Genomic DNA, 23829 nt, shown 5'->3' on the forward strand with positions numbered 1-23829 from the left:
GTACAGATTGATTTCTAGTAGTAATACAGTTACTTTTGTGGAAAAATTTCATTTATTTTGAACGAACGAATAATTCGTTTATTTTATTTGACTTGTTATTGTTCATTATTATAAACTATTGACTGTATAGTAGGGGTTGTACTAGTTGATGTGTTGTGTTCAACTAGTACAGAAGCAATGGAACTCCCTAATGAGTTGTTAGTATGTATTATAGGGACAAGTTGCACAATAAGCATACACATTATTTGAGAAAACGAAAGGGCAGGTGGCTTTCATGAGTGCTAAGAAAAAGGCACCATTCGATGCGAAAAAAACGCTCGAAATGATTGAAGATCAATTTGAAATGATTCAAATTTTAAACGAAAATGGCGAAGTTGTTAATGAAGAGGCGATGCCGCAATTAACGGATGAGCAGCTTCAAGAATTAATGACTCGCATGGTATATACAAGAGTATTAGATCAACGTTCTATTTCTTTAAACCGTCAAGGACGTTTAGGGTTCTATGCGCCAACAGCTGGACAGGAAGCATCGCAAATTGCTTCTCATTTTGCTCTAGAGAAAGAAGACTGGATTTTGCCAGGATATCGTGATGTTCCTCAAATTATTTGGCATGGATTACCACTATATCAAGCGTTTTTATTCTCACGCGGACATTTCCATGGAAACCAAGTACCGGAGGGAGTAAATGTGTTAGCACCTCAAATTATTATCGGTGCTCAATACATTCAAAATGCCGGCGTAGCGTTAGGCTTGAAAAAACGTGGAAAGGAAGCGGTTGCAGTTACATATACAGGTGACGGTGGTTCATCACAAGGTGATTTCTACGAGGGAATTAACTTTGCTGGTGCATTTAATGCTCCTGCCATTTTCATTGTGCAAAACAACCAATTTGCCATTTCTACGCCGAGAGAGAAGCAAACAGCAGCAAAAACGATTGCACAAAAAGGAATCGCAGCTGGTATTCCAAGTGTGTTAGTAGATGGGATGGATCCGCTTGCTGTTTACGCGGTTGTTCGCGAAGCACGTGAACGAGCTTTGAAAGGTGAAGGTCCTACATTGATTGAAACAATGTGTTACCGTTACGGTCCTCATACAATGGCTGGAGATGACCCAACGCGTTACCGTTCTTCAGACCTTGACAATGAATGGGAAAAGAAAGATCCATTAGTGCGTTTCCGTAAATATCTTGAAGTAAAAGGTTTATGGAACGAAGAGAAAGAAAACGAAGTAATTGAGCGCGCGAAAGAAGAAATTAAAGAAGCGATCAAAAAAGCAGATGAGACACCAAAACAAAAAGTAACCGACTTAATGTCCATCATGTATGAAGAAATGCCTCAAAATTTAAAAGAGCAATTTGAATTATATAAAGAGAAGGAGTCGAAGTAAGCCATGGCCCAAATGACAATGATCCAAGCGATTACGGATGCTTTGCGCACGGAACTAAAGAATGATGAAAACGTATTAGTCTTTGGGGAAGACGTAGGAGTAAACGGCGGGGTTTTCCGTGCTACAGAAGGTCTTCAAAAAGAATTTGGTGAAGATCGTGTATTTGATACGCCTCTAGCTGAATCTGGAATTGGTGGTCTTGCTGTCGGTCTTGCGCTAGAAGGCTTCCGACCTGTACCTGAAATTCAATTTTTCGGATTTGTTTATGAAGTAATGGATTCTGTCAGCGGACAATTAGCACGCCTTCGCTATCGTTCTGGCGGAACTTATACAGCACCTGTGACCATCCGTTCTCCGTTCGGTGGAGGAGTTCATACACCTGAGTTACACGCGGATAGTTTAGAAGGACTAGTTGCACAACAACCAGGGTTAAAAGTGGTGATTCCGTCAACTCCTTACGACGCAAAAGGATTGTTAATTTCTGCTATTCGTGATAATGATCCGGTGATTTTCTTAGAGCATATGAAATTATATCGTTCTTTCCGCCAAGAGGTACCTGAAGAGGAATATACGATTCCATTAGGTAAAGCAGAAGTGAAACGTGAAGGAACCGATTTATCTATTATTACTTACGGAGCAATGGTGCATGAGTCGATTAAAGCGGCAGAAGAGCTGGAAAAAGAAGGATTCTCTGTCGAGGTAGTGGACTTACGTACGATTCAACCGCTTGATATCGACACGATCATTGCATCTGTTGAAAAGACAGGTCGCGTAATTGTTGTTCAAGAAGCACAGAAGCAAGCGGGAATTGCAGCTAATGTGGTAGCGGAAATCAATGAGCGTGCCATCCTTAGCCTTGAGGCACCAGTGTTGCGTGTCGCTGCTCCAGATACGGTTTTCCCGTTCTCACAAGCAGAGTCTGTATGGCTTCCTAACTATAAAGACGTAATTGAGACAGCCAAAAAAGTGCTTACTTTTTAATTCATAAAAATATATTTGATATTCATAATAGGAGGTAGAAGACTTTGGCTTTTGAATTCAGACTACCTGATATCGGTGAAGGTATCCATGAAGGCGAAATCGTTAAATGGTTTATTAAGCAAGGTGATAAAGTACAAGAAGACGATGTGCTTTGTGAAGTGCAAAATGATAAAGCAGTAGTAGAAATTCCTTCTCCAGTTGCTGGGACGGTAGAGGAAATTTTGGTAGATGAAGGTACAACCGCTATTGTTGGTGATGTGCTTGTTAGATTTGATGCTCCTGGATACGAAAACTTAAAGTTTAAAGGAGATCATGAAGAGAAAGCAGAGGAAGTGAAAGAAGCTGTTCAAGAGAAAGAAACAGCATCAGCAGCTCAGCCAGCAGAGGTAGATCCTGCCCGACGAGTGATCGCGATGCCTTCTGTTCGAAAATACGCTCGAGATCGCGAGGTAGACATTCGTCAAGTAGCTGGAACAGGCAATAATGGACGTGTGTTAAAAGAGGATATTGATGCGTTCTTGTCAGGCGGAGCAAAGGAGGCGCCATTTGTAGAAACAGCTCCGGTGGCCGAAGCAAAAGAAGAAAAAGTGATGCCAGCCGAAGAAACAAAGGCTGCAGCAAAAGTTGTTTTACCTGAAGGCGAGTTCCCGGAAACTCGTGAAAAGATGAGTGGTATCCGTAAAGCGATTGCTAAAGCAATGGTGAACTCGAAGCATACTGCTCCACATGTGACGCTAATGGATGAAGTAGAAGTAACGAAATTATGGGCGCACCGCAAGAAATTTAAAGATGTAGCGGCGGAAAAAGGCATCAAGCTGACATTCCTTCCATATGTCGTGAAAGCTTTAACAAGTGCTTTACGTGAGTATCCGGTATTAAATACCTCTCTAGATGATGAAGCGGGAGAAATCGTTCAAAAGCATTATTACAATATCGGAATTGCGGCTGATACAGATAAAGGCTTGTTAGTACCAGTCGTAAAAAATGCTGATCGTAAATCAATGTTTGCTATCTCGAATGAAATCAATGAGCTGGCGGACAAAGCTCGCAGCGGCAAATTAGCTCCAGATGAAATGAAAGGGGCTTCATGCACAATCACAAATATCGGTTCAGCCGGCGGACAATGGTTCACACCTGTCATTAATCATCCAGAAGTAGCGATTCTTGGAATCGGAAGAATTTCTGAAAAACCGATTGTAAAAAATGGTGAAATTGTAGCTGCACCTGTGTTAGCATTATCATTGAGCTTTGACCACCGTATGATTGACGGAGCCACTGCTCAAAATGCGCTTAATCACATTAAGCGATTATTAAATGATCCAGAACTTTTATTAATGGAGGCGTAAGACAAATGGTAGTAGGAGATTTCCCAATCGAAACGGACACTATAGTAATTGGAGCAGGACCAGGCGGATATGTAGCAGCGATTCGTGCTGCACAGCTAGGACAAAAAGTAACGATCGTGGAGAAAGCGAACCTTGGAGGCGTGTGCTTAAATGTTGGTTGTATTCCTTCCAAAGCGTTACTGACTGCTGGACATCGTGTTGAGCAAGCGAAACATTCTGAAGACATGGGAATTGTTGCCGAAAATGTAACAGTTAACTTTGATAAAGTTCAAGAATGGAAAGCTAGCGTTGTAAAAAAATTAACGGGCGGAGTAGAAGGTCTGTTAAAAGGAAATAAAGTTGAAATCGTTCGCGGCGAAGCGTACTTTGTAGATGCTAATACTCTTCGTGTAATGGACGAAAATTCTGCTCAAACATACAATTTCAAACATGCGATCATTGCAACCGGTTCTCGTCCGATTGAAATCCCTAACTTTAAATTCTCTGACCGCGTGCTTGACTCTACTGGTGCTCTTAACTTGAAAGAAATTCCGAGCAAAATGGTTGTTGTAGGCGGCGGATATATCGGTGCAGAGTTATCTACAGCATATGCAAACTTTGGCACAGAAATTACTATTCTTGAAGGTGCAGCAGAGATTTTAAGCGGTTTTGAAAAGCAAATGTCTGCCCTTGTTAAACGTAACTTAAAGAAAAAAGGCGTGAACATCGTTACACAAGCGATGGCTAAATCAGCAGAAACAACAGAAAATGGTGTAGTCGTTACTTATGAAGCTGGTGGCAAAGAAGAAAAAATTGAAGCGGATTACGTATTAGTAACAGTTGGTCGTCGTCCTAATACAGACGAGCTTGGACTGGAACAAGCTGGTGTAAAATTAACGGAGCGCGGTTTAATTGAAATCGATAAACAATGCCGTACAAGTGTACCGAACATTTTTGCTATCGGTGATATTGTGCAAGGTCCTCCGTTAGCTCATAAGGCTTCATACGAAGGTAAAATTGCGGCTGAAGTGATCGCGGGAGAAAAATCAGAAATTGATTATATGGGTATTCCAGCTGTATGTTTCACTGAGCCAGAACTAGCATCTGTAGGGTATACAGAAGCAGAAGCGAAAGAAGAAGGAATCGAAGTCATTGCAGCGAAGTTCCCATTTGCAGCAAACGGTCGCGCTTTAGCTCTGAACAGCACAGATGGCTTTGTAAAGCTTGTTACTCGTAAAGAAGACGGTTTAATCATCGGAGCGCAAATTGCCGGTGCCGGTGCTTCTGATATGATTTCTGAGCTTGGCCTTGCTATCGAAGCAGGCATGACGGCTGAAGATATCGCAATGACAATTCATGCTCATCCAACATTAGGTGAAATTTCTATGGAAGCTGCTGAGGTAGCATTAGGAACACCTATTCATGTCGTAAAATAATATTTATGAAGAAATAAGACTGTCGTATTAGGCAGTCTTATTTTTTTTGGACAAGTTAGTATTAAGAAGTGGAGAAGCATTCATATAATAAAGTAAAACCTCAATCAGTGAGGGTTTTACTACCCATTAACACAGGATAGAGTAGTCTGTAAGGAAATGAGTGGATGATCAGTATGGCTTACTATGTTGTGTTTCTTATTCAATTAATGATTTGGAGCTTTTATTCTTTAGCCCGCTGGCTGTCACAGGGAGATTCAACGGAATTTCACTGGTTGTTATTTCTTGTTTTTTTCTATTTATGTATTCTCGTTGCTCGAAGATGGCTTAATCATAAGCAAAGCTACATGGTAACTATTTTTATTCTGTTATTCTACTTTTCTTTTCGATGGGGGATGTCTCTGCTTTTTAAATAATTGTAACAAAATAGTCGTCAAAAAAATAAATGTGACATACAAATTGGGCTTGAAAAATGAAATGTGTTATATTATTATAAATACAAATATGAACCGTTTACACAATAAAAGAGAGGGAGCTAAACATGGGGACAATTGTTTGTAAGTCTTGTTTAGATACAATCGAGCATTTTGAAGATGAAAAAGTGTCTGTCTTATACTCACACTGTGGTTGTGAAGAAGAAGTAGAATTAGAAGATTAAATTTTTCTGTTGTGCAAAATGAATCTTATAAAAATAAGAGCGGTCCTCATCGGGGGACCGCTCTTATTTTTATGTTGCTGTTTTAGCTAATCGCTTTTCGTTCTTTAATGACCCGAAGTGTTTTTAATTCAGCATCTTCTGGACCTTGCACGGGTAACCCAGCTTCTAGATTTTTGTAAATATAGACTAAATTTTCTTCTGTAATAATTTCTCCTGGAATAAAAATTGGGATTCCAGGCGGATACACCATCACAAATTCAGCGCTAATTCGGCCGGCTGCTTCTGAAAAAGGAACGACTTCTGTTTCAGCATAAAATGCATCCCTTGGAGATAAAGCGATGACTGGAATGTCAGGCAATAACACTTCTGTATGGGACGACTTGTTACAATTAGCGCATTGATCCGCTAATTGCAGAAGGGCACGAACTAAAGTTTCAGCGTCTTCTTTCGTATCTCCTGGTGTGACAATGCAAAGTAAATTGTAAAGGTCCGATAATTCGACTTCAATATTGTAATTTTCTCTTAACCAGACCTCTGCTTCATGACCAGTAATGCCGAGATTTTTGACGGAAATAATTAATTTCGTTGGATCATAGTCAAAAGTAGCTTTCGTACCTAGAATCTCTTCCCCTACACAATATAAGCCATCAATCTCATTAATTTGAGCACGGATAGACTGAGCTAATTGAATGGCTTGTTCAATAATTGCTTTCCCTTGTGTAGCTAACTGTCTTCTTGCTGTGTCAAGAGAAGCCAAAAGGATATAAGATGTAGATGTGGTCGTCAGCATACTTAAAATGGTTTGCACACGTTGAACCGATACCAACCCTTCTTTTACGTTAAGAATGGAGCTTTGTGTCATGGAGCCACCTAGCTTATGAACGCTTGTAGCAGCCATATCAGCTCCCGCTTGCATGGCAGAGAGCGGCAAATCATCATGGAAGTGAATATGCACACCGTGCGCTTCGTCTACAAGTACAGGTATATTGTAAGAGTGAGCGACTTCTACAATTTGTCCTAAATCTCCTGAAACACCAAAATAAGTCGGGTTAATGACAAGGAGTCCTTTAGCATCTGGATGCTTCTCTAACGCGCGTTGAACAGTATCTACTGTAATGCCATGAGAGATTCCAAGATCTTTATCAACTTCTGGATGGATAAAGATTGGAATCGCTCCAGAAAAGACAATCGCCGTCATAACAGACTTATGAACATTTCTAGGAACAATGATTTTCTCGCCTGGCCCACAAACAGTCATGACCATCGTCATAATGGCTCCGCTCGTTCCTTGTACAGAGAAGAATGTGTGATCAGCACCAAACGCTTCAGCAGCTAAATTTTGAGCTTGTTGAATGATTCCTTTTGGCTGATGAAGATCATCCAAAGGGGCGATATTAATTAAATCAATGGATAAGGCATTTTCTCCGATAAAATGACGAAATTCGGGATCCATCCCATTTCCTTTTTTGTGTCCAGGTATATGGAATTGTACCGGATTCTTTTTTGCATGCTCTAATAAGCCAGTAAATAATGGTGTTTCAAATTGGGACAACTTACCTTTCACCTCTTTTATGAATTGATTTATTGATTATATAATTAATCGACATTTTTTGCGTAAAACAAGAGAATTATAGCATGTTGACATAGCTTTGCCTAGAAAGTTTTTTAATATTCTTAGAAGAAAAAAGGATTTATGCTTTTCAAGGGAGAAATGAAAAAGGGGAGGGATGATGATGAATTGGGAAACAAGAATTACTAAATTGTTAAACATTCAATATCCGATTATTCAAGGGGGGTTGGCGCATCTAGCTTATTCTGATTTAGCGGCAGCTGTGTCAAATGCTGGAGGGTTAGGGCAAATTACCGCGATGTCTTTGTCTGATCCGGAAGAATTGCGAAACGAAATCAAAAAAGTACGCGCGATGACAGACAAGCCGTTTGGTGTGAATTTTTCAATTGGTCAGCAAAGACGTCCATTTTCCTCTTATTTGGATGTAGCGATTGAGGAAAAGGTGCCTGTTATTTCAATGACAGGAGGAAATCCTGCTCCGCTATTCGAACAGTTAGAGGGAACGGGTATTAAAACACTTGTGCTCGTTGCTGCTGTCAGACAAGCTCAAAAGGCGGAAGAGCTCGGTGCTGACGCTGTTATGGTCGTTGGACAAGAAGGAGGTGGACACCTCGGTCGAAGTGATACAGGAACTTTCGTTCTTGTGCCAAGAGTGGTAGAAAGTGTGAACATTCCTGTCATTGCGTCAGGAGGTATTGGTGACGGTCGGGGGCTAATGGCAGCGCTCTCTCTAGGAGCGGAAGGAATTGAAATGGGAACTAGATTTATTGCCACAAAAGAATGTGTGCATGCATCTGAACTGTATAAACAGGCTTTGATTGAGGGAAGTGAAAATGATACAGTAGTCATTAAGCGCTCGCTTGGTGCACCAGCACGTGCCATCGCAAATAGCTGGACAGATAAGATTTTGGCGATTGAAGAAGAACATGGTGATTATGAAAATTTGAAAGACTACATAAGTGGAGTGGCAAACAAGCGCTACATTCATGAAGGGAAAGAAGATGAAGGATTCGCTTGGGCAGGTCAAGTGATGGGGTTAATTCATGACATTCCATCCGTGAGCGAACTGATCGAAAACATGATTGCGGATGGCGAAAATATTCGCAAAAAATGGGGAACATCATAAGAATAGACAAAAGAAGGTGATACCATATGGAATACTCTTATCCTTTTTCAACGGATTGGACGACAGAAGAAGTCATAGATGTCATTAAGTTTTTTGAAGCAATCGAAAAAGCTTATGAAAAAGGAGTTGATAAAGCGGAATTAATGACCGCTTATCGACGTTTTAAAGAAATTGTGCCGAGCAAGGCAGAAGAGAAAAAGCTGTGTAATGAATTCGAAGATGCAAGCGGTTATTCCTCTTACCATGCGGTACAAAAAATGAAAACAGCAGAAGACGGCCAGCGAATTAAAATGAATAAGTAACGAGGGTGGAGGCGGTTGAATCATCGGCAAATTGATGATTCAACCGCTTCATTTGTTTAAGATAATTGGTAGAGGGGTATTAATTTGACAAAAGTATCATAAACTGTGTCAAGAAATTCTGTTCCGCTCATGTTGATAACATCTTCCTTATGCAAATGGATACCACAAAGTATTTCTGCCTTTTTCACTGATTGCAGACGTTGAAACAGCTGGAGTAACTGTTCGTCCGATACATCCGCCATTTTTGTAGCTGAAGGTTTTGTGTGATCATCTGACCAAACAAAGTGACTAGGGATTGTCTCGCGTATAGACGATATGTTCATTTCAAGAAAGGAGCCAATTTCCGCTTTTCGAGGAGCTTCGTAAATAACAGCATACCAAACAAACACATGTGTCTCCCATAATCCAATTTGAAAGTGAGGGTGTTTTTTGTAGCCGCGTTTATTATTAGCAAAAGCTACCCATGTGTCATCTGGCGGATTAACTGTACGACGAGCATGTTTCGCTACATGATAAAACATTTCATCTCCAGTTAGCTGACCTAATTCCTGTGAAAAAAAGTGGCCTAAAGCTTCTAGCTTCGGTCGGATCTGTTGTTGTAACGCCTCCATTCTTGGTTCCAATCCATCGATTGTGAACACTTGAAAATCATTTGTTGTAAAACCGGGAAATTCCATGAAATATCCTCCTTGAATTGTTTGTCCATATCATATCATAAAAAGGAGTGCTTGCATGATGAAACAAGTGGTGAACGGTCTTATTAAACAAACGCAAACAAAACAAAGGTTGGCTGTTATTCGCTTAGAGCTGGACTATGAATTAGCTGTTTTATTTGAAGCGATGCAGAAGAAAGATCGAGTTCAAATGGAGAAGTCGAAGGCCGTGTTACGACAGTTATGGGAAAAGTTACAACAAATTGATGAACATAAGCTATGAAGAAGTAAAAAAGTGAGGGCTTTATTATTCATCTATTCGAAACAAAGTACGCAGGATAGCCATTATGCACGAATGAGCTAAAAATGATTAAAATCAACATTGCTGTTGAACAAATCTAAGATGAAAAATGGGCTCGCTTACCCGTTCGCGAGTCTATTTTTATTTAATAAAGTGGAATTATATACTATAATGTCAAATAAGTTGAAAAATTTGAATTGGTACATTATGTCCGCGTTGGAGGAATGGTCATGGCAAATTGGACGGAAATAGATCGGTATGCAAAATCGTGGATTACGGAGGCGGGAAAGTCAATTCGTGCTTCATTTAAACAGTCTTTAAACATCCAAACAAAATCAAATCCTAATGATTTAGTGACAAATATGGACAAAGAAATCGAAAAGTATTTCATTTCAAATATTCGTAGCACTTACCCTGATCATAGTATTTTAGGGGAAGAAGGAAATGGCGATCAGCTAAGTTCGTTAAACGGGATTGTGTGGATCATTGACCCTATTGACGGTACAATGAATTTTATCCATCAGCAGCGGAATTTTGTCATCTCCATTGGAATTTATGAAGATGGTGTAGGACGATTAGGTTATATTTATGATGTTACCCATGATGAGCTTTATTTTGCTGAGAAGGGGAAAGGCGCTTATATGAATGAAGTGAGGTTGCCACCTTTAGAAAAATTTCCTGTTCACCAATCCCTCATTGCTGTTAACGCCACATGGTTAGTGAAAAATGCGTATTTTGACCAACGTAAACTAGCCGCTTTAGCGATGGCGGTTCGAGGAACGCGTTCGTACGGTTCGGCTGCCTTAGAGCTCGCTTATGTGGCGTCTGGAAGGTTAAACAGTTACTTAACGATGCGACTGTCTCCTTGGGACTTTGCTGCTGGGAAAATCATTGTGGAAGAAGTTGGAGGGGTTGTCACGACACTGCTTGGAGAAGAATTGGACATGCTTTCTGTCAATAGCGTGTTTGCAGGGGAGGCAACTCTTCACTCGGAAATACTAGGTAAATTTTTATTACATGAGGAATAAGGATGTCCTTTGAGCGTCAGGCTCCTCTGTAAACGAGGCGCCTGGCTCTTAGTGGATTTATCCCGCATTAACAGTCAACATGACAGGTTAATCAGCGGGGGGAATGAGGAACACCCCACTGGTTGAAGTTTCACTTTATAATTTGCCGGCTCTTCGCATTTTTGCTTTTGTGGAAAAACCAAACCCCATAACAGCAATAAGAGCAATCGCACATCCTGCGATGCCGCTCAAGCTTCTTTCACCGATGGCGATCCCCATGCCAATCATGCAGGAAGCAGCTGCTAATGCAAATAGAAAAAACACCCACTTGAATTCTTTCATCATCCGTCACTCCCTTTCTCCTCTATTTTATAACAAGGCTATGTTAAAATGTAGTGTTGATTTTTTTGTTCATTGGCACAAAAAGACTGTTATGAAACTAAGTCTGGGATAAAAAATGACTTGGCAATCATAATTAACAAATAGGAATTTATATTGACTTATGATATAATAATTCAGTTATTGAAGAGTATTATTGAAATTGAGATGCTTATATTAGTCAGGAGGAACTAATTTGAATACAAGAAACGATTTGAAAAACATTGCGATTATTGCTCACGTTGACCATGGGAAAACAACGCTTGTTGATCAATTACTTAAACAATCTGGAATTTTTAGAAGCAACGAGCACATTGAAGAGCGCGCAATGGATTCAAATGATATTGAAAGAGAGCGCGGAATTACGATTCTAGCAAAAAATACCGCGATCCAATATAAAGATACGAAAATCAACATTTTGGATACGCCAGGACATGCCGACTTTGGTGGAGAAGTAGAGCGAATCATGAAGATGGTTGATGGTGTATTATTGGTTGTCGATGCTTATGAAGGTTGTATGCCACAAACCCGATTTGTATTAAAGAAAGCGCTAGAGCAAAACTTACGCCCAATCGTGGTTGTCAATAAAATTGACCGTGACTTTGCTCGTCCGGCAGAAGTGATTGATGAGGTTCTTGAGTTATTTATCGAGCTTGATGCTAATGATGATCAATTGGAGTTCCCGGTGATTTATGCATCCGGTATTAACGGAACAGCGAGTACAACGCCTGATAAGCAAGATGAGAACATGGAAGCTTTATATGAAGCGATTGTGAAGCATATTCCTTCTCCAGTGGATAATAAAGAAGAGCCTTTGCAATTCCAAGTGGCTTTACTTGATTACAATGATTATGTTGGTCGTATCGGAATTGGTCGCGTATTTCGCGGAACGATTCAAGTGGGTCAGCAAGTAGCCTTAATGAAATTAGATGGCACAGTCAAACCTTTCCGTGTGACGAAAATCTTTGGCTTTATGGGTCTTAAGCGTATGGAAATTCAAGAAGCTCATGCTGGCGATTTAATTGCTGTATCCGGCATGGAGGATATTAACGTTGGGGAAACGGTTTGTCCGATTGAACATCAAGAAGCGTTACCGGTTCTTCGCATCGACGAACCAACGTTACAAATGACGTTCCTTGTCAATAATAGTCCGTTTGCTGGTCGAGAAGGAAAATTCGTGACTGCGAGAAAAATTCAAGAGCGTTTGGAAGCACAGCTTGAAACAGATGTCAGTTTGCGAGTAGAAAATACCGATTCTCCTGATGAATGGATCGTGTCTGGGCGTGGGGAACTGCATTTATCGATTTTAATCGAAAATATGCGTCGCGAAGGATATGAATTACAAGTATCGAAGCCAGAAGTTATCGTGAAAGAGATTGATGGTGTTCGTTGTGAGCCAGTGGAACGCGTTCAAATTGATGTGCCTGAAGAGTATACAGGTTCTGTTATCGAGTCATTAGGTTCGCGAAAAGGTGAAATGATTGATATGATTAATAATGGAAACGGCCAAGTTCGTCTGGTATTCAATGTTCCAGCTCGTGGATTAATTGGTTATACGACTGAATTTTTAACAATGACTCGAGGATATGGAATTATTAACCACACGTTTGATAGCTATCAGCCAATGCAGCCAGGACGTGTCGGTGGACGCCGTCAAGGAGTACTTGTTTCTATGGAGTCAGGAAAATCTTCTCAATATGGTATTATGCAAGTTGAGGACCGCGGAACGATCTTCGTAGAACCAGGGACAGAAATTTATGGCGGAATGATTGTCGGTGAGCATACTCGTGAAAATGACTTAACTGTTAATATTACGAAAATGAAACAAGCGACAAATGTTCGTTCAGCTACGAAAGACCAAACAACGACGATGAAAAAACCAAGAATCATGTCTTTAGAAGAAGCGCTAGAGTATTTAAATGAGGACGAGTATTGTGAACTTACACCTGAATCGATCCGTCTTCGCAAAAAAATTCTTGATAAGAACGAACGGGAAAGAGCTGCTAAAAAGAAGAAATACGAAGAAAATTAAGCGTTAAGGGGGGAGGTAGAAAGTGGAAACGGAAGCGTTAGAACACGTCAGTCCACTACTGGGCGCCTTAATTCAAGCAGTAGGGGTAAATGGAGCAGTTTGGATATATTGGCTGACAATCGTTCTTCTGTCAATTTTAGTGTATAATCTCGGTTTTGCTAAGAAGCTATCACTTGGAAAGAACCTCATTGTCTATCTTTCCTTGGTTGTTGGTTCGCTGCTGCTATTAATTCTTTCTTACCAACTGCCAGTAGTTGAAAGTTTATTGGTTGCTGCGTTAGTTCTTGGAATATACAAAATCAGATTGCGAATGCACAAAAAAGAAAATGAAGTGTAAAAAAGGACCGCATGTCGCGGTCCTTTTTGTTTAACAAAGCCTTTAATAAAGCGGATTATAGCGATTCTTTTTCCTTGCCAGAGCGGTAAACATGGAATTGACCAGTCGCAATTCGTGCTTTTGTCTTTTCTGCTATTCGATGGTTACATTCCGGACACATATATGTGTGGATGGGTCTGTTTCGCAGTCTTTTTGCGATCAGCAACTCATCATCAATTTTATCAATTTTTTCACATAAAATACATTTAACTCTCATTTTTAACCACCTCGTTCTTTTTCTTAGCTCTATTAAAGGGTAGTGTTCATTTTTGTTCCATTTAAATGAGTCAAAAATCTTTACAATCAACGTTTTTGTATAACAAAGTCTTTTTATTAGTATATCATGACTACCTTGAAACATCTTCATTGGAAAATAAAAGAATTCATTCGTAAAATTCGGAAGTGATAAGGAGATCATGTATAATGGAATTAAACAAGGGAGGGGATTCATTTGGGTAATCGTTTAGAAACACAATTAATTCCTGTGTTGTTTGAAGCTTTGCAAAAGGACAGGTTTGTAACTGTAGCAACGATAGATCATGAAACAGGTGGACCAATGATTCATGCAATTTCTTGGATTTATGCGGTCGATGAAAGAACCATTCGCTTCGCTGCTACTAGCCAGTCAAGGATGATTGAAAATTTAGAAAAAAATACAGCTATCGCTATTAACATGATTTCTAATGAGTCTACATATACCATTACAGGTGAAAGTCATATTCTATCTAAAAAAGTAGAGGGGATTCCTTTAAAGATCGCGATTGTTGAGCTGGCTATTAAAGAAATTCGCGATGTCATGTTTTACGGATCAAAAATGATCTCTGAGCCTGTTTATGAGAAAACATATGATTTAGCAGCTGCAGAAAAGCTCGATCAGCAAGTGATTGATGCGTTAAAAAAAGGAGCTGAATCTTAATTCGGCTCCGCAGGTGCTTTTTGTAGTATTGGATTTGAATACCGTCGTTTATTTCTGATGGTTTGACTGTTCTTCTTGTTGTTGCTCTAACTGTCGATCGCCGTTTGGAGCAAGTTTTGTTTTAGGTTGCTCTGTTACTTTATCAGCATCATTTGTTTCTGTTAAGTTTCCGGGTACTTCAGGGATGGTGCGTCCAGCGATATCCGCTAATTCGTTGGCTAACCCTTGGAGTGGCCGTCCGTTATTAATATCTACTTTTATTTCTTGTATTCTGGCATATAAGTCAGGATCTGCAATGACAAGAGCATTAGCACCGTTCGGTTGGCTTCTCAACGCCTCGGCTACTGTGTATTTGATTGAGCCCACTTCAGAACGATCTAGGTTAGCATCTACATCAATTCCAACGATCGCATAGTCTCCTGCTGATACTGCTGTCGCATTTTTTACTCCTGGCATTGATTTAGCGGTTTCAGCTAAGCGGTTTGATGCTTGCTGGATAGACAGGCGCTGCTCGTCCCTAATTTGATCGTTCTCGACATTTACTTTATAAGGCTGCGAGTTGTGTCGATTATTTTCTGGCCCCAAACTGGATTCTTTATTTTGCGCACAGCCGAAAAGCATGAATGCAGTAAAGAGAGGGAGAATGTTTTTCAATATAGTCACCTCTTCATCATTTTGATGAGCTATTTCTATTTCTATTGTGCGAATTTCGTCTATTTTTATGCGTTTGCACATATATATTTACCAGCCCAACTGTAAGAACGCAACAAAGCTAATCTTCATATAATAAAAAAAGATGAAAAGCAGGAGGCGTCTCGTTGAGTAAAATTTATGTTTTAGATACTAATGTCTTATTACAGGATCCATACGCTATTTTTTCCTTTAAAGAAAATGAAATTGTGATACCAGCCGTCGTTTTAGAGGAATTAGACTCGAAAAAGAGGTATATGGATGAAATAGGAAGGAATGCTAGACTTGTATCGAAAATCATTGATAAACTGCGGGAAACGGGAAAGCTTCATCAAGGTGTACCTTTAGACAATGGAGGAAGTTTAAGAATTGAATTAAATCATCGGTCTTTTCAAAAGCTGCAAGACATTTTTATTGAAATGACAAATGATAATCGTATATTGGCGGTAGCGAAAAACTTAGCATTAGAAGAAGAGGAAAAAGAAAATGGCCGCCCTGTTATTTTAGTCAGCAAAGATACATTAGTAAGAGTAAAGGCGGACGCGCTTGGTTTAGAATCAGAGGATTTTTTAAGCGATCGAGTAATCGAAATGAGTGATATATATACAGGTTTTTTAGAAGTGTATGTGTCTAAAGAAACGTTAGACCTTTTTTATCAAAAAGGGGAATTGGCACTATCGGAAGTAGCTAACCATCCTTTTTATCCTAATCAGTTTTTATTATTAAAAGATGCTTTAGGAAGTTCCTCTTCAGCGATAGCCATGGTGGATGCTAAAGGGAAATACATGAAAAAGCTGTTGCATGATGATGAAATTGTTTGGGGGATTAAACCCCGAAATGTTCAGCAAGTCATGGCGATTGAGTTGCTGCTAAGACCTGACATTCCACTTGTTACTATGGCTGGTAAGGCCGGAACAGGCAAGACGTTAATCACTTTGGCAGCTGGATTATTTCAAACGGAAGATTTGCAAATGTTTAAGAAATTACTTGTCGCGCGGCCGATTGTTCCTGTAGGAAAAGATATTGGCTACTTGCCAGGTGAGAAGCAAGAAAAATTACGCCCGTGGATTCAGCCTATTTATGATAATCTTGAGTATTTATTCAATACAAAGAAGTCAGGGGAAATTGATCAAATTCTTGCTGGTTTAAGTTCGGTTGAGGTGGAAGCACTCACCTATATTCGCGGACGGAGCATGCCAGAGCAATATATTATTATTGATGAAGCACAAAATTTAACGAAACATGAAGTGAAAACGATTTTAACGAGGGTGGGAGAAAAAAGTAAAATTGTGTTAATGGGAGATACCGCTCAAATTGATCATCCTTACTTAGATGAATATAATAATGGATTAACTTATGCCATTGAGTCATTTAAAGATCAAGCGGTGGCTGGCCATATCAAATTGATGAAGGGGGAGCGATCTGGTTTAGCTCAATTGGCAGCTGATTTGTTATAATATCCACTGGATTCAATAAGCAGGTAAATTCAAATTATTTTTGAGTTCATAATTTGAGCATAGATATAGCATGAAATTTGTTTCATACTAGCCGGAATCTTAGTAAAATATACAAGCATGAAGAGAATGAACCTTTTTATGCGTGATATTTTACCTTTAGGATCAGGCTTTTTTCTTCTATTTTAGGTTTTTTGATGTCGAAAAAACTCAATGATTGATGGAAAATGTGTTAAAATAAACAACTGAAGGCAATAGACAAAATTGCAATAAAAGAGATCTGAGGCTATGGCGGTAGATAGGAGTTATAGAAAATGAGGCTAGTCGCTGTTTCGACATTAAAAGAGCATGTTAAATTAGCTAAGCCAGTGTACAATGAGGCTGGTCAAATTCTTATTGGACATGGAGTTCCTCTTACGAAACAAATGATATTCAGGTTGCAACAACTTGGCATTACATTTGTTTATATGGAGGACAAAAAAACAGAAGATATTGTGTTTAATCCGGCTGTGACAGACAGAACACGCCAAGAAGCTCTCAGCTTAATGAAGCAATCATTTGAGGGTGTAGTGAATACGAGAAACTTCAACAACAAGTTTTCGTTTGACAAAATGGAGAGACAGTTTAAAGCCGTGATACGGGAGATGCTTGATCAAATAAAAGAGCATAAAGAAGCAGTTTCTCTGCTTTCTAACGTATGCGCCCATGACAACTATATTTTAGCTCACTCGTTAAATGTGATGATCTACACGTTAGCACTTAGTTTAAAGCTACAATTGAAGTCTCAACAACTGGAGGAAATAGGGCTTGGAGCTATGTTGCATGATGTTGGAAAAATACTTATTCCTCAATCTATTTTAATGAAACCTTCACGGTTGACGAATGAAGAATATGAAGAAATAAAAAAACATGCCGAATATGGATTTAATATTTTAAGAAAAGAACATACTATTCCGCTTCCAGCTGCTCATTGTGCTTATCAGCATCATGAAAGAATAAATGGAACAGGCTATCCTCGAGGTCTTGTGGGTGACCAAATTCATTTGTATGGAAAGATTTTGGGTATTACCGATGTATATGATGCTGTTACTTCAAATAGAATATACAGACAGGCTATGCTTCCTTCCGAAGGATTAGAAATCTTATATGCGGGAGCAGGAACTCAATTTGATGCAGAAATGGTGAAAGCTTTTCGTAAGTCTATTGTTGTATATCCAAATGGCTTGACTGTTCATTTAAATGATAACCGAAAAGGGGTTGTATTAAGGCAAACACCACATATTAGCGACCGACCTGTATTATTAATACTAGAGGAAGAAGATCGTGAATTGGATGAGCCATATGAATTAGATTTATCTAAAGAGTTAACGGTGATCATCAGTGAAACGGATACAACCTTATTAGGAAAAAAGAAAGAACAAGCATGAGTGTGAGGTGGCGCTCAGTGCTTGTTCTTTCTTTTTTGGCTGATGCGATTACTCGATTCGAAAAGCTTTTACGTGGCGAATAGGGTTTTCGCGGTTGGAGCCATCTTTATATAATAGGTGAACAGGACCGTCATCACGAAGGGGTTTACCTCTTTTTGAAAAGGCGAGAAGAAGGTCATTAGCTCTATGTAATGGAAATGGTTCTTCGCCGTTTGTTGTTTCAATGATAATCAATGTCGCTTCTTCATTTGGTTCCGCATTTTTTAGAAAAGGTTCAAATGGTATAGCGAAGCTCCCTGTCAATGCTTGTTCTTTGAGAAATTTTTTTTCGGATTTGATCGTAGGTGGTGAGATGGCTCCTTCACGAATCTCTTTATCCCAAAACTGAGAAATATTCTTTGTATACTCCTCATCTTCCGAAAGCGTGTTTGTTTCTTTAGTATCAAAATATGTATCTAGATCAATTCGACGATCATCAAAAATCCACACACCCGGATCTAATGTCACAGAAAATTTCACTTTTCCGTAAATAGGCATAATGTTTTCCATCGTGTTTCCTCCTTATGTGTATTAGTTGTTCAAAGTCAAGTATAGCTCTTAATTGTTTTCTTGTCAGGCGACAATGTAAAATTCCTTGCAAAATAGTACGATTAACGATAAAATTTAAAATTATAGCTAATCCATTGCACGGAACAGGGGGAGTTTACAAATGGCGTCTGAAATGAAAGTCGATCACAGGGAAAAAGCCTACTCTCTATTGGAAGCAGACGCAGAAAAGATTTTGCGCCTCATTAAAGTTCAAATGGACAATTTAACAATGCCCCAATGTCCTCTTTATGAGGAAGTGCTTGATACTCAAATGTTTGGCTTATCCCGTGAAATAGATTTTGCCATACGTTTAGGACTAGTTGATGAACAAGATGGAAAACAACTGATTGATTCGCTAGAAAAAGAATTATCAGCTCTCCATGAGGCATCTACTGAAAAATAAACGTGAAAGAAACTCAAACAGATATTTTCCATGTTTGAGTTTTTTTACATAAAATTAGACATCCCAATAATAGTAAGATCTGAAAGGGATGAGGTGAAGGTGTATGTGGAAGAAGGTTCTTAAGTCTTATGATTATTCTTTAATTGCGGTATTTATTTTACTATGTCTGTTTGGATTAACGATGATCTACAGCGCTAGTTCTGTAGTTGCTGTTCAAAAATACGGATTTGCTAGTGATCACTTTTACAGTAGGCAAAAAATATTTTTAATCGCTTCTATGCTGTGTTTTATTGCTACAGCTGTATTCCCCTACAAGGCTTATATGAATAGTAAGTTTTTATTTGCGGGTGTGTTCGGCATGATTGCTGTTCTTATATCATTAATGTTTTTTGGTACTGCTGCGAATAATGCTCAAAGCTGGTTTCGTGTAGGTGGAATAAGTATTCAACCTGCGGAATTTGCTAAGCTGGTTATTATTGTTTATATGTCAGCCATTTATGCCAAAAAACAGAAATATATTAATTCAATCAATAAAGGTATTATTCCCCCAATTGTGTTTTTAGTTTTAATTTGTATGTTGGTTGCTGCTCAACCGGATTTTGGTACGGCATTTATTATCATGTTAATCGGTTGTACTATCATTGTTTCCTCAGGTATGAAATTTAAAAGTATGTGGAAGTTAATTATCTTAGGTTTAATGATTGCCGTTATTCTTTCTCCTATGTTAATCTGGAAAAAAGATAAAATCTTTACAGATGAAAAGATTAGCCGTTTTACCGGTCATTTTGATCCTTTTAAGCATCAAGATGGAGATGGCTATCAGCTTGTCAATTCTTATCTTGCAATTGGATCAGGAGGAATTACTGGATCAGGTCTTGGGCAAAGCGTGCAAAAGCTTGGCTATTTACCAGAGCCTCATACCGACTTCATTATGGCTGTTATTGCTGAAGAACTCGGTGTGTTTGGTGTTATCTTTGTCCTGGGCGGCTTAAGTTTTATTGTTTTGAAAGGAATTTATATTTCTATCAAGTGCAAAGACCCATTCGGTTCGATGATAGCTGTTGGTATTTCTAGTATGATTGCAATCCAAGCAGGCATCAATCTTGGAGGAGTCTGTGGGTTGATTCCGATTACTGGAGTGACCCTTCCATTTATTAGTTATGGAGGAACCTCTCTTATGTTGTTGGCTATGTCCATGGGGATATTAGTGAATATCTCCATGTTTAATAGATTTGAAAGTTTGTATAAAAAATAATAATATGAAGAAACCATCATTTCGAAATAAAAAGGTTCAATCTATTGAACCTTTTTATATATATTTATTTGCTTAATGGGGGAGAGATGATTATGAGACAAATCAGTAAAGTACTGGTTGCGAATCGAGGAGAGATTGCGATTCGTGTATTTCGTGCCTGTACAGAGCTAAACATTCGCACTGTAGCTATTTATTCAAGAGAAGATTCAGGTTCTTATCACCGTTATAAAGCAGATGAGGCATACTTAGTTGGGGAAGGAAAAAAGCCAATTGATGCTTACTTAGATATTGAGGGAATTATCGAAATCGCTAAGCAAGCAGAAGTTGACGCCATTCACCCAGGATATGGGTTTTTATCTGAAAATATTGAATTTGCAAAACGTTGTGAAGAAGAAGGGATTATTTTCATTGGCCCTAAAACCAAGCATTTAGATATGTTTGGTGATAAAGTAAAAGCAAGAATGCAGGCTCAAAATGCAAATATTCCTGTTATTCCAGGGACAGACGGACCGGTTGATAGTCTTGAAGAGGTTGTTGAATTTGGTAAAAAGTTCGGTTTTCCCCTTATGATTAAAGCTGCTTTAGGCGGCGGCGGACGCGGCATGCGTGTGGTTAGAAGTGTTGATGAAGTCAAAGAAGCCTTTGAAAGAGCTCGCTCAGAAGCAAAAGCCGCTTTTGGAAATAGCGAAGTGTACGTTGAGAAATTTGTTGAAAACCCTAAGCATATTGAAGTGCAGATTTTAGGTGATAACGATGGGAATATCGTTCATTTATATGAGAGAGATTGTTCTGTACAAAGACGTCATCAAAAAGTAGTTGAGGTGGCACCTTGCGTATCCATATCTAATGATTTGCGAAATCGTATTTGTGAAGCGGCTGTAAAGTTGATGAAAAATGTTGATTATTTAAATGCAGGTACGGTTGAATTTCTTGTAGCAGGAGAAGAGTTCTACTTTATTGAAGTCAATCCTCGTGTGCAAGTAGAGCATACTATTACAGAAATGATTACAGGTATTGATATCGTTCAATCGCAAATTTTAATTGCAGAGGGACATGCTCTCCACAGTAAAGCAGTAGGAATCCCTGTTCAAGAAGAGATTATAACTCATGGATATGCTATTCAATCGCGTGTGACGACGGAAGATCCGTTAAACGGTTTTATGCCCGATACAGGGAAGATCATGGCTTATCGTTCTGGCGGCGGATTTGGCGTACGTTTAGACGCAGGAAATGGCTTCCAGGGAGCGGTGATTACTCCTTATTATGATTCGCTTTTAGTGAAAGTTTCTACATGGGCTCTTTCTTTTGAACAAGCAGCATCGAAAATGGTTCGAAATCTACAAGAATTCCGGATTCGCGGTATTAAAACAAATATCCCGTTTTTAGAAAACGTTATGCGCCATAAAAACTTTGTGACTGGCAATTATGATACGTCTTTTATTGACACAACACCTGAACTATTTAGTTTTTCAAAAAGATTAGACCGTGGAACAAAAATGCTTAGCTATATTGGAAATGTGACGATTAATGGTTTCCCGGGGATCGAGAAAAAGAAAAAACCAGTGTTTGAACAACCGTTTATTCCTAAAGTGAAATACTCTCAACCTGCTGCTCCAGGCACGAAGCAAATTTTGGATGAAAAAGGTGCAGATGGCTTAGTAGATTGGGTCAAGTCTCGCCCGGAAGTATTGTTAACAGATACGACGTTCCGTGATGCTCATCAATCACTATTAGCGACGCGCGTGCGGACAAACGATTTGACTCATATTGCCGAACCTACATCGAAACTACTTCCTGATTTATTTTCCATGGAAATGTGGGGTGGAGCAACTTTTGATGTATCGTACCGCTTCTTAAAAGAGGATCCATGGAAACGTTTGGTCACATTAAGACAGCAAATTCCAAATGTATTATTCCAAATGCTGTTGCGTGCGTCTAACGCTGTTGGGTACACAAATTATCCGGACAATGTCATTCGTGAATTTGTCAATCAATCAGCCGAATCTGGCATTGATGTGTTCAGAATATTTGATAGTTTGAACTGGGTGAAAGGGATGGAAGTAGCGATCGATGCTGTTCGTCAGACCGGCAAAATTGCGGAGGCTTCCATCTGTTATACGGGTGATATTGACGACCCAACTAGAACCAAATATGATATTGATTATTATAAAGCAATGGCAAAAGAATTAGAGAATCAAGGTGCTCATATTCTCGGTATTAAAGATATGGCAGGTTTATTAAAACCTCAATCAGCTTATCGATTAATTTCTGAGTTGAAAGAAACGGTCGATATTCCAATTCACCTCCATACGCATGATACGAGTGGAAATGGAATTTACATGTATGCAAAAGCGATTGAAGCAGGTGTAGATATCGTGGATGTCGCATTAAGCACAATGGCAGGACTAACTTCTCAGCCAAGTGCAAGTACGCTTAAATACGCTCTTAAAGGAACAGATAGAGAGCCAACTGTGAACATTGATGCTCTTGAACAACTGGCTCAATATTGGGAAGGTGTTCGTCAATATTATCAGGATTTCGAAAGCGGCATGTTATCTCCGCATACAGAGATCTACAAACATGAAATGCCTGGAGGACAATATAGTAATCTTCAGCAACAAGCGAAAGCGGTAGGTCTCGGCGATCGTTGGGAAGAAGTGAAAGATATGTACAGCCGAGTGAACTTGATGTTCGGCGATATTGTCAAAGTGACTCCATCTTCTAAAGTGGTAGGAGATATGGCTTTATTCATGGTTCAAAATGATTTGTCTGAAGAGGACGTACTGACAAAAGGAGAAACAATTGATTTTCCAGACTCTGTCATCGAATTATTTGAAGGTTATTTAGGACAGCCTTACGGAGGGTTCCCTAAACAGCTTCAACAAGTCATTTTAAAAGGGAAAGAACCACTCACTGTTCGCCCCGGAGAATTATTGAAAGCAGTAGATTTTGATGCTCTTCGTGAAGAACTTTCTCAAGAGTTGGGACGTCAGGTGACCAGCTATGATGTGATCGCTTATGCTTTATATCCAAAAGTGTTTTTAGATTACATGAAAACGATCGATCAATTTGGAGATGTATCCAAGCTTGACACACCAACGTTTCTTTATGGAATGAGACTCGGAGAAGAAATTGAAGTGGAAATTGAAACTGGAAAGACATTAATTGTGAAACTGGTTTCGATTGGACAACCACAAGCGGATGGTACACGCGTCGCATACTTTGAATTGAATGGTCAACCTCGTGAAGTCGTGATTAAAGACGAAAGCATTAAATCCGCTGTTGTCTCTAAAATAAAAGCTGATCCGAGAAACGAAAGTCATATTGCAGCAACAATGCCTGGAACAGTCATTAAAGTGATTGCGGAAAAAGGTGAAAAAGTAAACCGTGGAGATCATTTGATGATTACTGAAGCAATGAAAATGGAAACAACCGTTCAAGCTCCATTTGCAGGTGTAGTAAAAAATGTTTATGTACAAAATGGTGAAGCGATTTCAACAGGTGATTTATTAATTGAATTAGAAAAATAATATAAAAAATGCAGCAGGCAATTGCCTACTGCATTTT

The 23829-nt window shown here is 39.2% G+C and carries 23 protein-coding genes; 17 read left to right on the plus strand and 6 right to left on the minus strand.

The window, feature by feature from the left end; all coding sequences use genetic code 11:
• Window positions 1-274: 274 nt before the first annotated feature.
• The 5 genes from pdhA (at window position 275) to IRB43_RS04125 (ending at window position 5784) form a co-directional block, all read left to right on the plus strand.
• Window positions 275-1387: a pyruvate dehydrogenase (acetyl-transferring) E1 component subunit alpha gene (gene pdhA, locus IRB43_RS04105; RefSeq protein ID WP_203362174.1), complete on the plus strand. Its 1113-nt coding sequence runs from the start codon at window positions 275-277 to the stop codon at window positions 1385-1387.
• Between the two features lie 3 nt (window positions 1388-1390).
• Window positions 1391-2368, plus strand: a complete 978-nt coding sequence (locus tag IRB43_RS04110; protein WP_203362175.1) for an alpha-ketoacid dehydrogenase subunit beta — start codon at window positions 1391-1393, stop codon at window positions 2366-2368.
• Window positions 2369-2412: 44 nt separating this feature from the next.
• A complete protein-coding gene (locus IRB43_RS04115; protein WP_203362176.1) occupies window positions 2413-3714 on the plus strand; it encodes a dihydrolipoamide acetyltransferase family protein in 1302 nt (433 codons plus the stop codon).
• Between the two features lie 5 nt (window positions 3715-3719).
• Window positions 3720-5129, plus strand: coding sequence for a dihydrolipoyl dehydrogenase (lpdA, locus tag IRB43_RS04120; RefSeq protein ID WP_203362177.1), 1410 nt, complete (start codon window positions 3720-3722; stop codon window positions 5127-5129).
• A gap of 538 nt (window positions 5130-5667) precedes the next feature.
• Window positions 5668-5784: a GapA-binding peptide SR1P gene (locus tag IRB43_RS04125; protein WP_203362178.1), complete on the plus strand. Its 117-nt coding sequence runs from the start codon at window positions 5668-5670 to the stop codon at window positions 5782-5784.
• Between the two features lie 82 nt (window positions 5785-5866).
• Here IRB43_RS04125 and IRB43_RS04130 read toward each other — a convergent pair whose 3' ends face one another.
• On the minus strand, window positions 5867-7336 hold the full coding sequence (locus IRB43_RS04130; RefSeq protein ID WP_203362179.1) for an aminotransferase class I/II-fold pyridoxal phosphate-dependent enzyme: 1470 nt from the start codon (window positions 7334-7336) through the stop codon (window positions 5867-5869).
• A 181-nt stretch (window positions 7337-7517) separates the two neighbouring features.
• Here IRB43_RS04130 and IRB43_RS04135 point away from each other — a divergent pair, with 181 nt between their 5' ends.
• Complete coding sequence (locus tag IRB43_RS04135) at window positions 7518-8480, plus strand: NAD(P)H-dependent flavin oxidoreductase (RefSeq protein WP_203362180.1); 963 nt, start codon at window positions 7518-7520, stop codon at window positions 8478-8480.
• Between the two features lie 26 nt (window positions 8481-8506).
• The gene (locus IRB43_RS04140; RefSeq protein WP_203362181.1) at window positions 8507-8782 is read left to right on the plus strand and encodes a UPF0223 family protein; all 276 of its coding nucleotides are present in this window, start codon (window positions 8507-8509) and stop codon (window positions 8780-8782) included.
• A gap of 56 nt (window positions 8783-8838) precedes the next feature.
• Here the strand turns inward: IRB43_RS04140 and IRB43_RS04145 are convergent, their stop codons facing one another.
• Window positions 8839-9459 carry a YktB family protein gene (locus tag IRB43_RS04145; protein WP_203362182.1) on the minus strand — a complete coding sequence of 207 codons (621 nt, stop codon included), beginning with the start codon at window positions 9457-9459 and terminating at the stop codon, window positions 8839-8841.
• Between the two features lie 55 nt (window positions 9460-9514).
• On the opposite strand from IRB43_RS04145, the gene IRB43_RS04150 reads away from it, so the two are divergent.
• On the plus strand, window positions 9515-9718 hold the full coding sequence (locus tag IRB43_RS04150) for a hypothetical protein (protein ID WP_238941800.1): 204 nt from the start codon (window positions 9515-9517) through the stop codon (window positions 9716-9718).
• Window positions 9719-9966: 248 nt separating this feature from the next.
• Window positions 9967-10764, plus strand: a complete 798-nt coding sequence (locus IRB43_RS04155; RefSeq protein WP_203362183.1) for an inositol monophosphatase family protein — start codon at window positions 9967-9969, stop codon at window positions 10762-10764.
• A gap of 135 nt (window positions 10765-10899) precedes the next feature.
• On the opposite strand, the gene IRB43_RS04160 is transcribed toward IRB43_RS04155, so the two are convergent.
• Window positions 10900-11088: a YlaF family protein gene (locus IRB43_RS04160; protein WP_481748112.1), complete on the minus strand. Its 189-nt coding sequence runs from the start codon at window positions 11086-11088 to the stop codon at window positions 10900-10902.
• A 229-nt stretch (window positions 11089-11317) separates the two neighbouring features.
• Between IRB43_RS04160 and typA the strand changes: the two genes are divergently transcribed.
• Both typA and IRB43_RS04170 read left to right on the plus strand, forming a co-directional pair.
• Entirely contained in the window at window positions 11318-13153 is a 1836-nt protein-coding gene (gene typA, locus IRB43_RS04165; RefSeq protein WP_203362184.1) for a translational GTPase TypA, read from the plus strand.
• A gap of 22 nt (window positions 13154-13175) precedes the next feature.
• Complete coding sequence (locus IRB43_RS04170; protein ID WP_481748113.1) at window positions 13176-13490, plus strand: YlaH-like family protein; 315 nt, start codon at window positions 13176-13178, stop codon at window positions 13488-13490.
• 55 nt (window positions 13491-13545) lie between these two features.
• Here IRB43_RS04170 and IRB43_RS04175 read toward each other — a convergent pair whose 3' ends face one another.
• Window positions 13546-13746 (minus strand): YlaI family protein, encoded by a 201-nt coding sequence (locus IRB43_RS04175; RefSeq protein ID WP_203362185.1) that lies wholly within the window; start codon window positions 13744-13746, stop codon window positions 13546-13548.
• Between the two features lie 234 nt (window positions 13747-13980).
• On the opposite strand from IRB43_RS04175, the gene IRB43_RS04180 reads away from it, so the two are divergent.
• Window positions 13981-14445: a pyridoxamine 5'-phosphate oxidase family protein gene (locus IRB43_RS04180; protein ID WP_203362186.1), complete on the plus strand. Its 465-nt coding sequence runs from the start codon at window positions 13981-13983 to the stop codon at window positions 14443-14445.
• A gap of 48 nt (window positions 14446-14493) precedes the next feature.
• Here the strand turns inward: IRB43_RS04180 and IRB43_RS04185 are convergent, their stop codons facing one another.
• Window positions 14494-15180, minus strand: coding sequence for a YhcN/YlaJ family sporulation lipoprotein (locus IRB43_RS04185; RefSeq protein ID WP_203362187.1), 687 nt, complete (start codon window positions 15178-15180; stop codon window positions 14494-14496).
• Window positions 15181-15263: 83 nt separating this feature from the next.
• On the opposite strand from IRB43_RS04185, the gene IRB43_RS04190 reads away from it, so the two are divergent.
• Together IRB43_RS04190 and IRB43_RS04195 are read left to right on the plus strand one after the other, a co-directional pair.
• Complete coding sequence (locus tag IRB43_RS04190; RefSeq protein ID WP_203362188.1) at window positions 15264-16592, plus strand: PhoH family protein; 1329 nt, start codon at window positions 15264-15266, stop codon at window positions 16590-16592.
• A gap of 311 nt (window positions 16593-16903) precedes the next feature.
• Complete coding sequence (locus tag IRB43_RS04195; protein WP_203362189.1) at window positions 16904-18016, plus strand: HD-GYP domain-containing protein; 1113 nt, start codon at window positions 16904-16906, stop codon at window positions 18014-18016.
• A gap of 48 nt (window positions 18017-18064) precedes the next feature.
• On the opposite strand, the gene IRB43_RS04200 is transcribed toward IRB43_RS04195, so the two are convergent.
• The gene (locus tag IRB43_RS04200; RefSeq protein ID WP_203362190.1) at window positions 18065-18565 is read right to left on the minus strand and encodes a peptidyl-prolyl cis-trans isomerase; all 501 of its coding nucleotides are present in this window, start codon (window positions 18563-18565) and stop codon (window positions 18065-18067) included.
• A gap of 160 nt (window positions 18566-18725) precedes the next feature.
• On the opposite strand from IRB43_RS04200, the gene IRB43_RS04205 reads away from it, so the two are divergent.
• The 3 genes from IRB43_RS04205 to pyc all read left to right on the plus strand — a co-directional run bounded on the left by IRB43_RS04205 (window position 18726) and on the right by pyc (window position 23792).
• Window positions 18726-19007, plus strand: a complete 282-nt coding sequence (locus tag IRB43_RS04205) for an Fpa/YlaN family protein (RefSeq protein WP_203362191.1) — start codon at window positions 18726-18728, stop codon at window positions 19005-19007.
• 103 nt (window positions 19008-19110) lie between these two features.
• Window positions 19111-20262, plus strand: coding sequence for an FtsW/RodA/SpoVE family cell cycle protein (locus tag IRB43_RS04210; protein ID WP_203362192.1), 1152 nt, complete (start codon window positions 19111-19113; stop codon window positions 20260-20262).
• 86 nt (window positions 20263-20348) lie between these two features.
• A complete protein-coding gene (gene pyc, locus IRB43_RS04215; protein ID WP_238941801.1) occupies window positions 20349-23792 on the plus strand; it encodes a pyruvate carboxylase in 3444 nt (1147 codons plus the stop codon).
• The last annotated feature ends 37 nt before the right edge of the window (window positions 23793-23829 follow it).

The organism is Bacillus sp. REN10 (assembly GCF_016820555.1).
In the GTDB taxonomy this organism is placed as follows: Bacteria; Bacillota; Bacilli; order Bacillales; family Domibacillaceae; genus Bacillus_CE.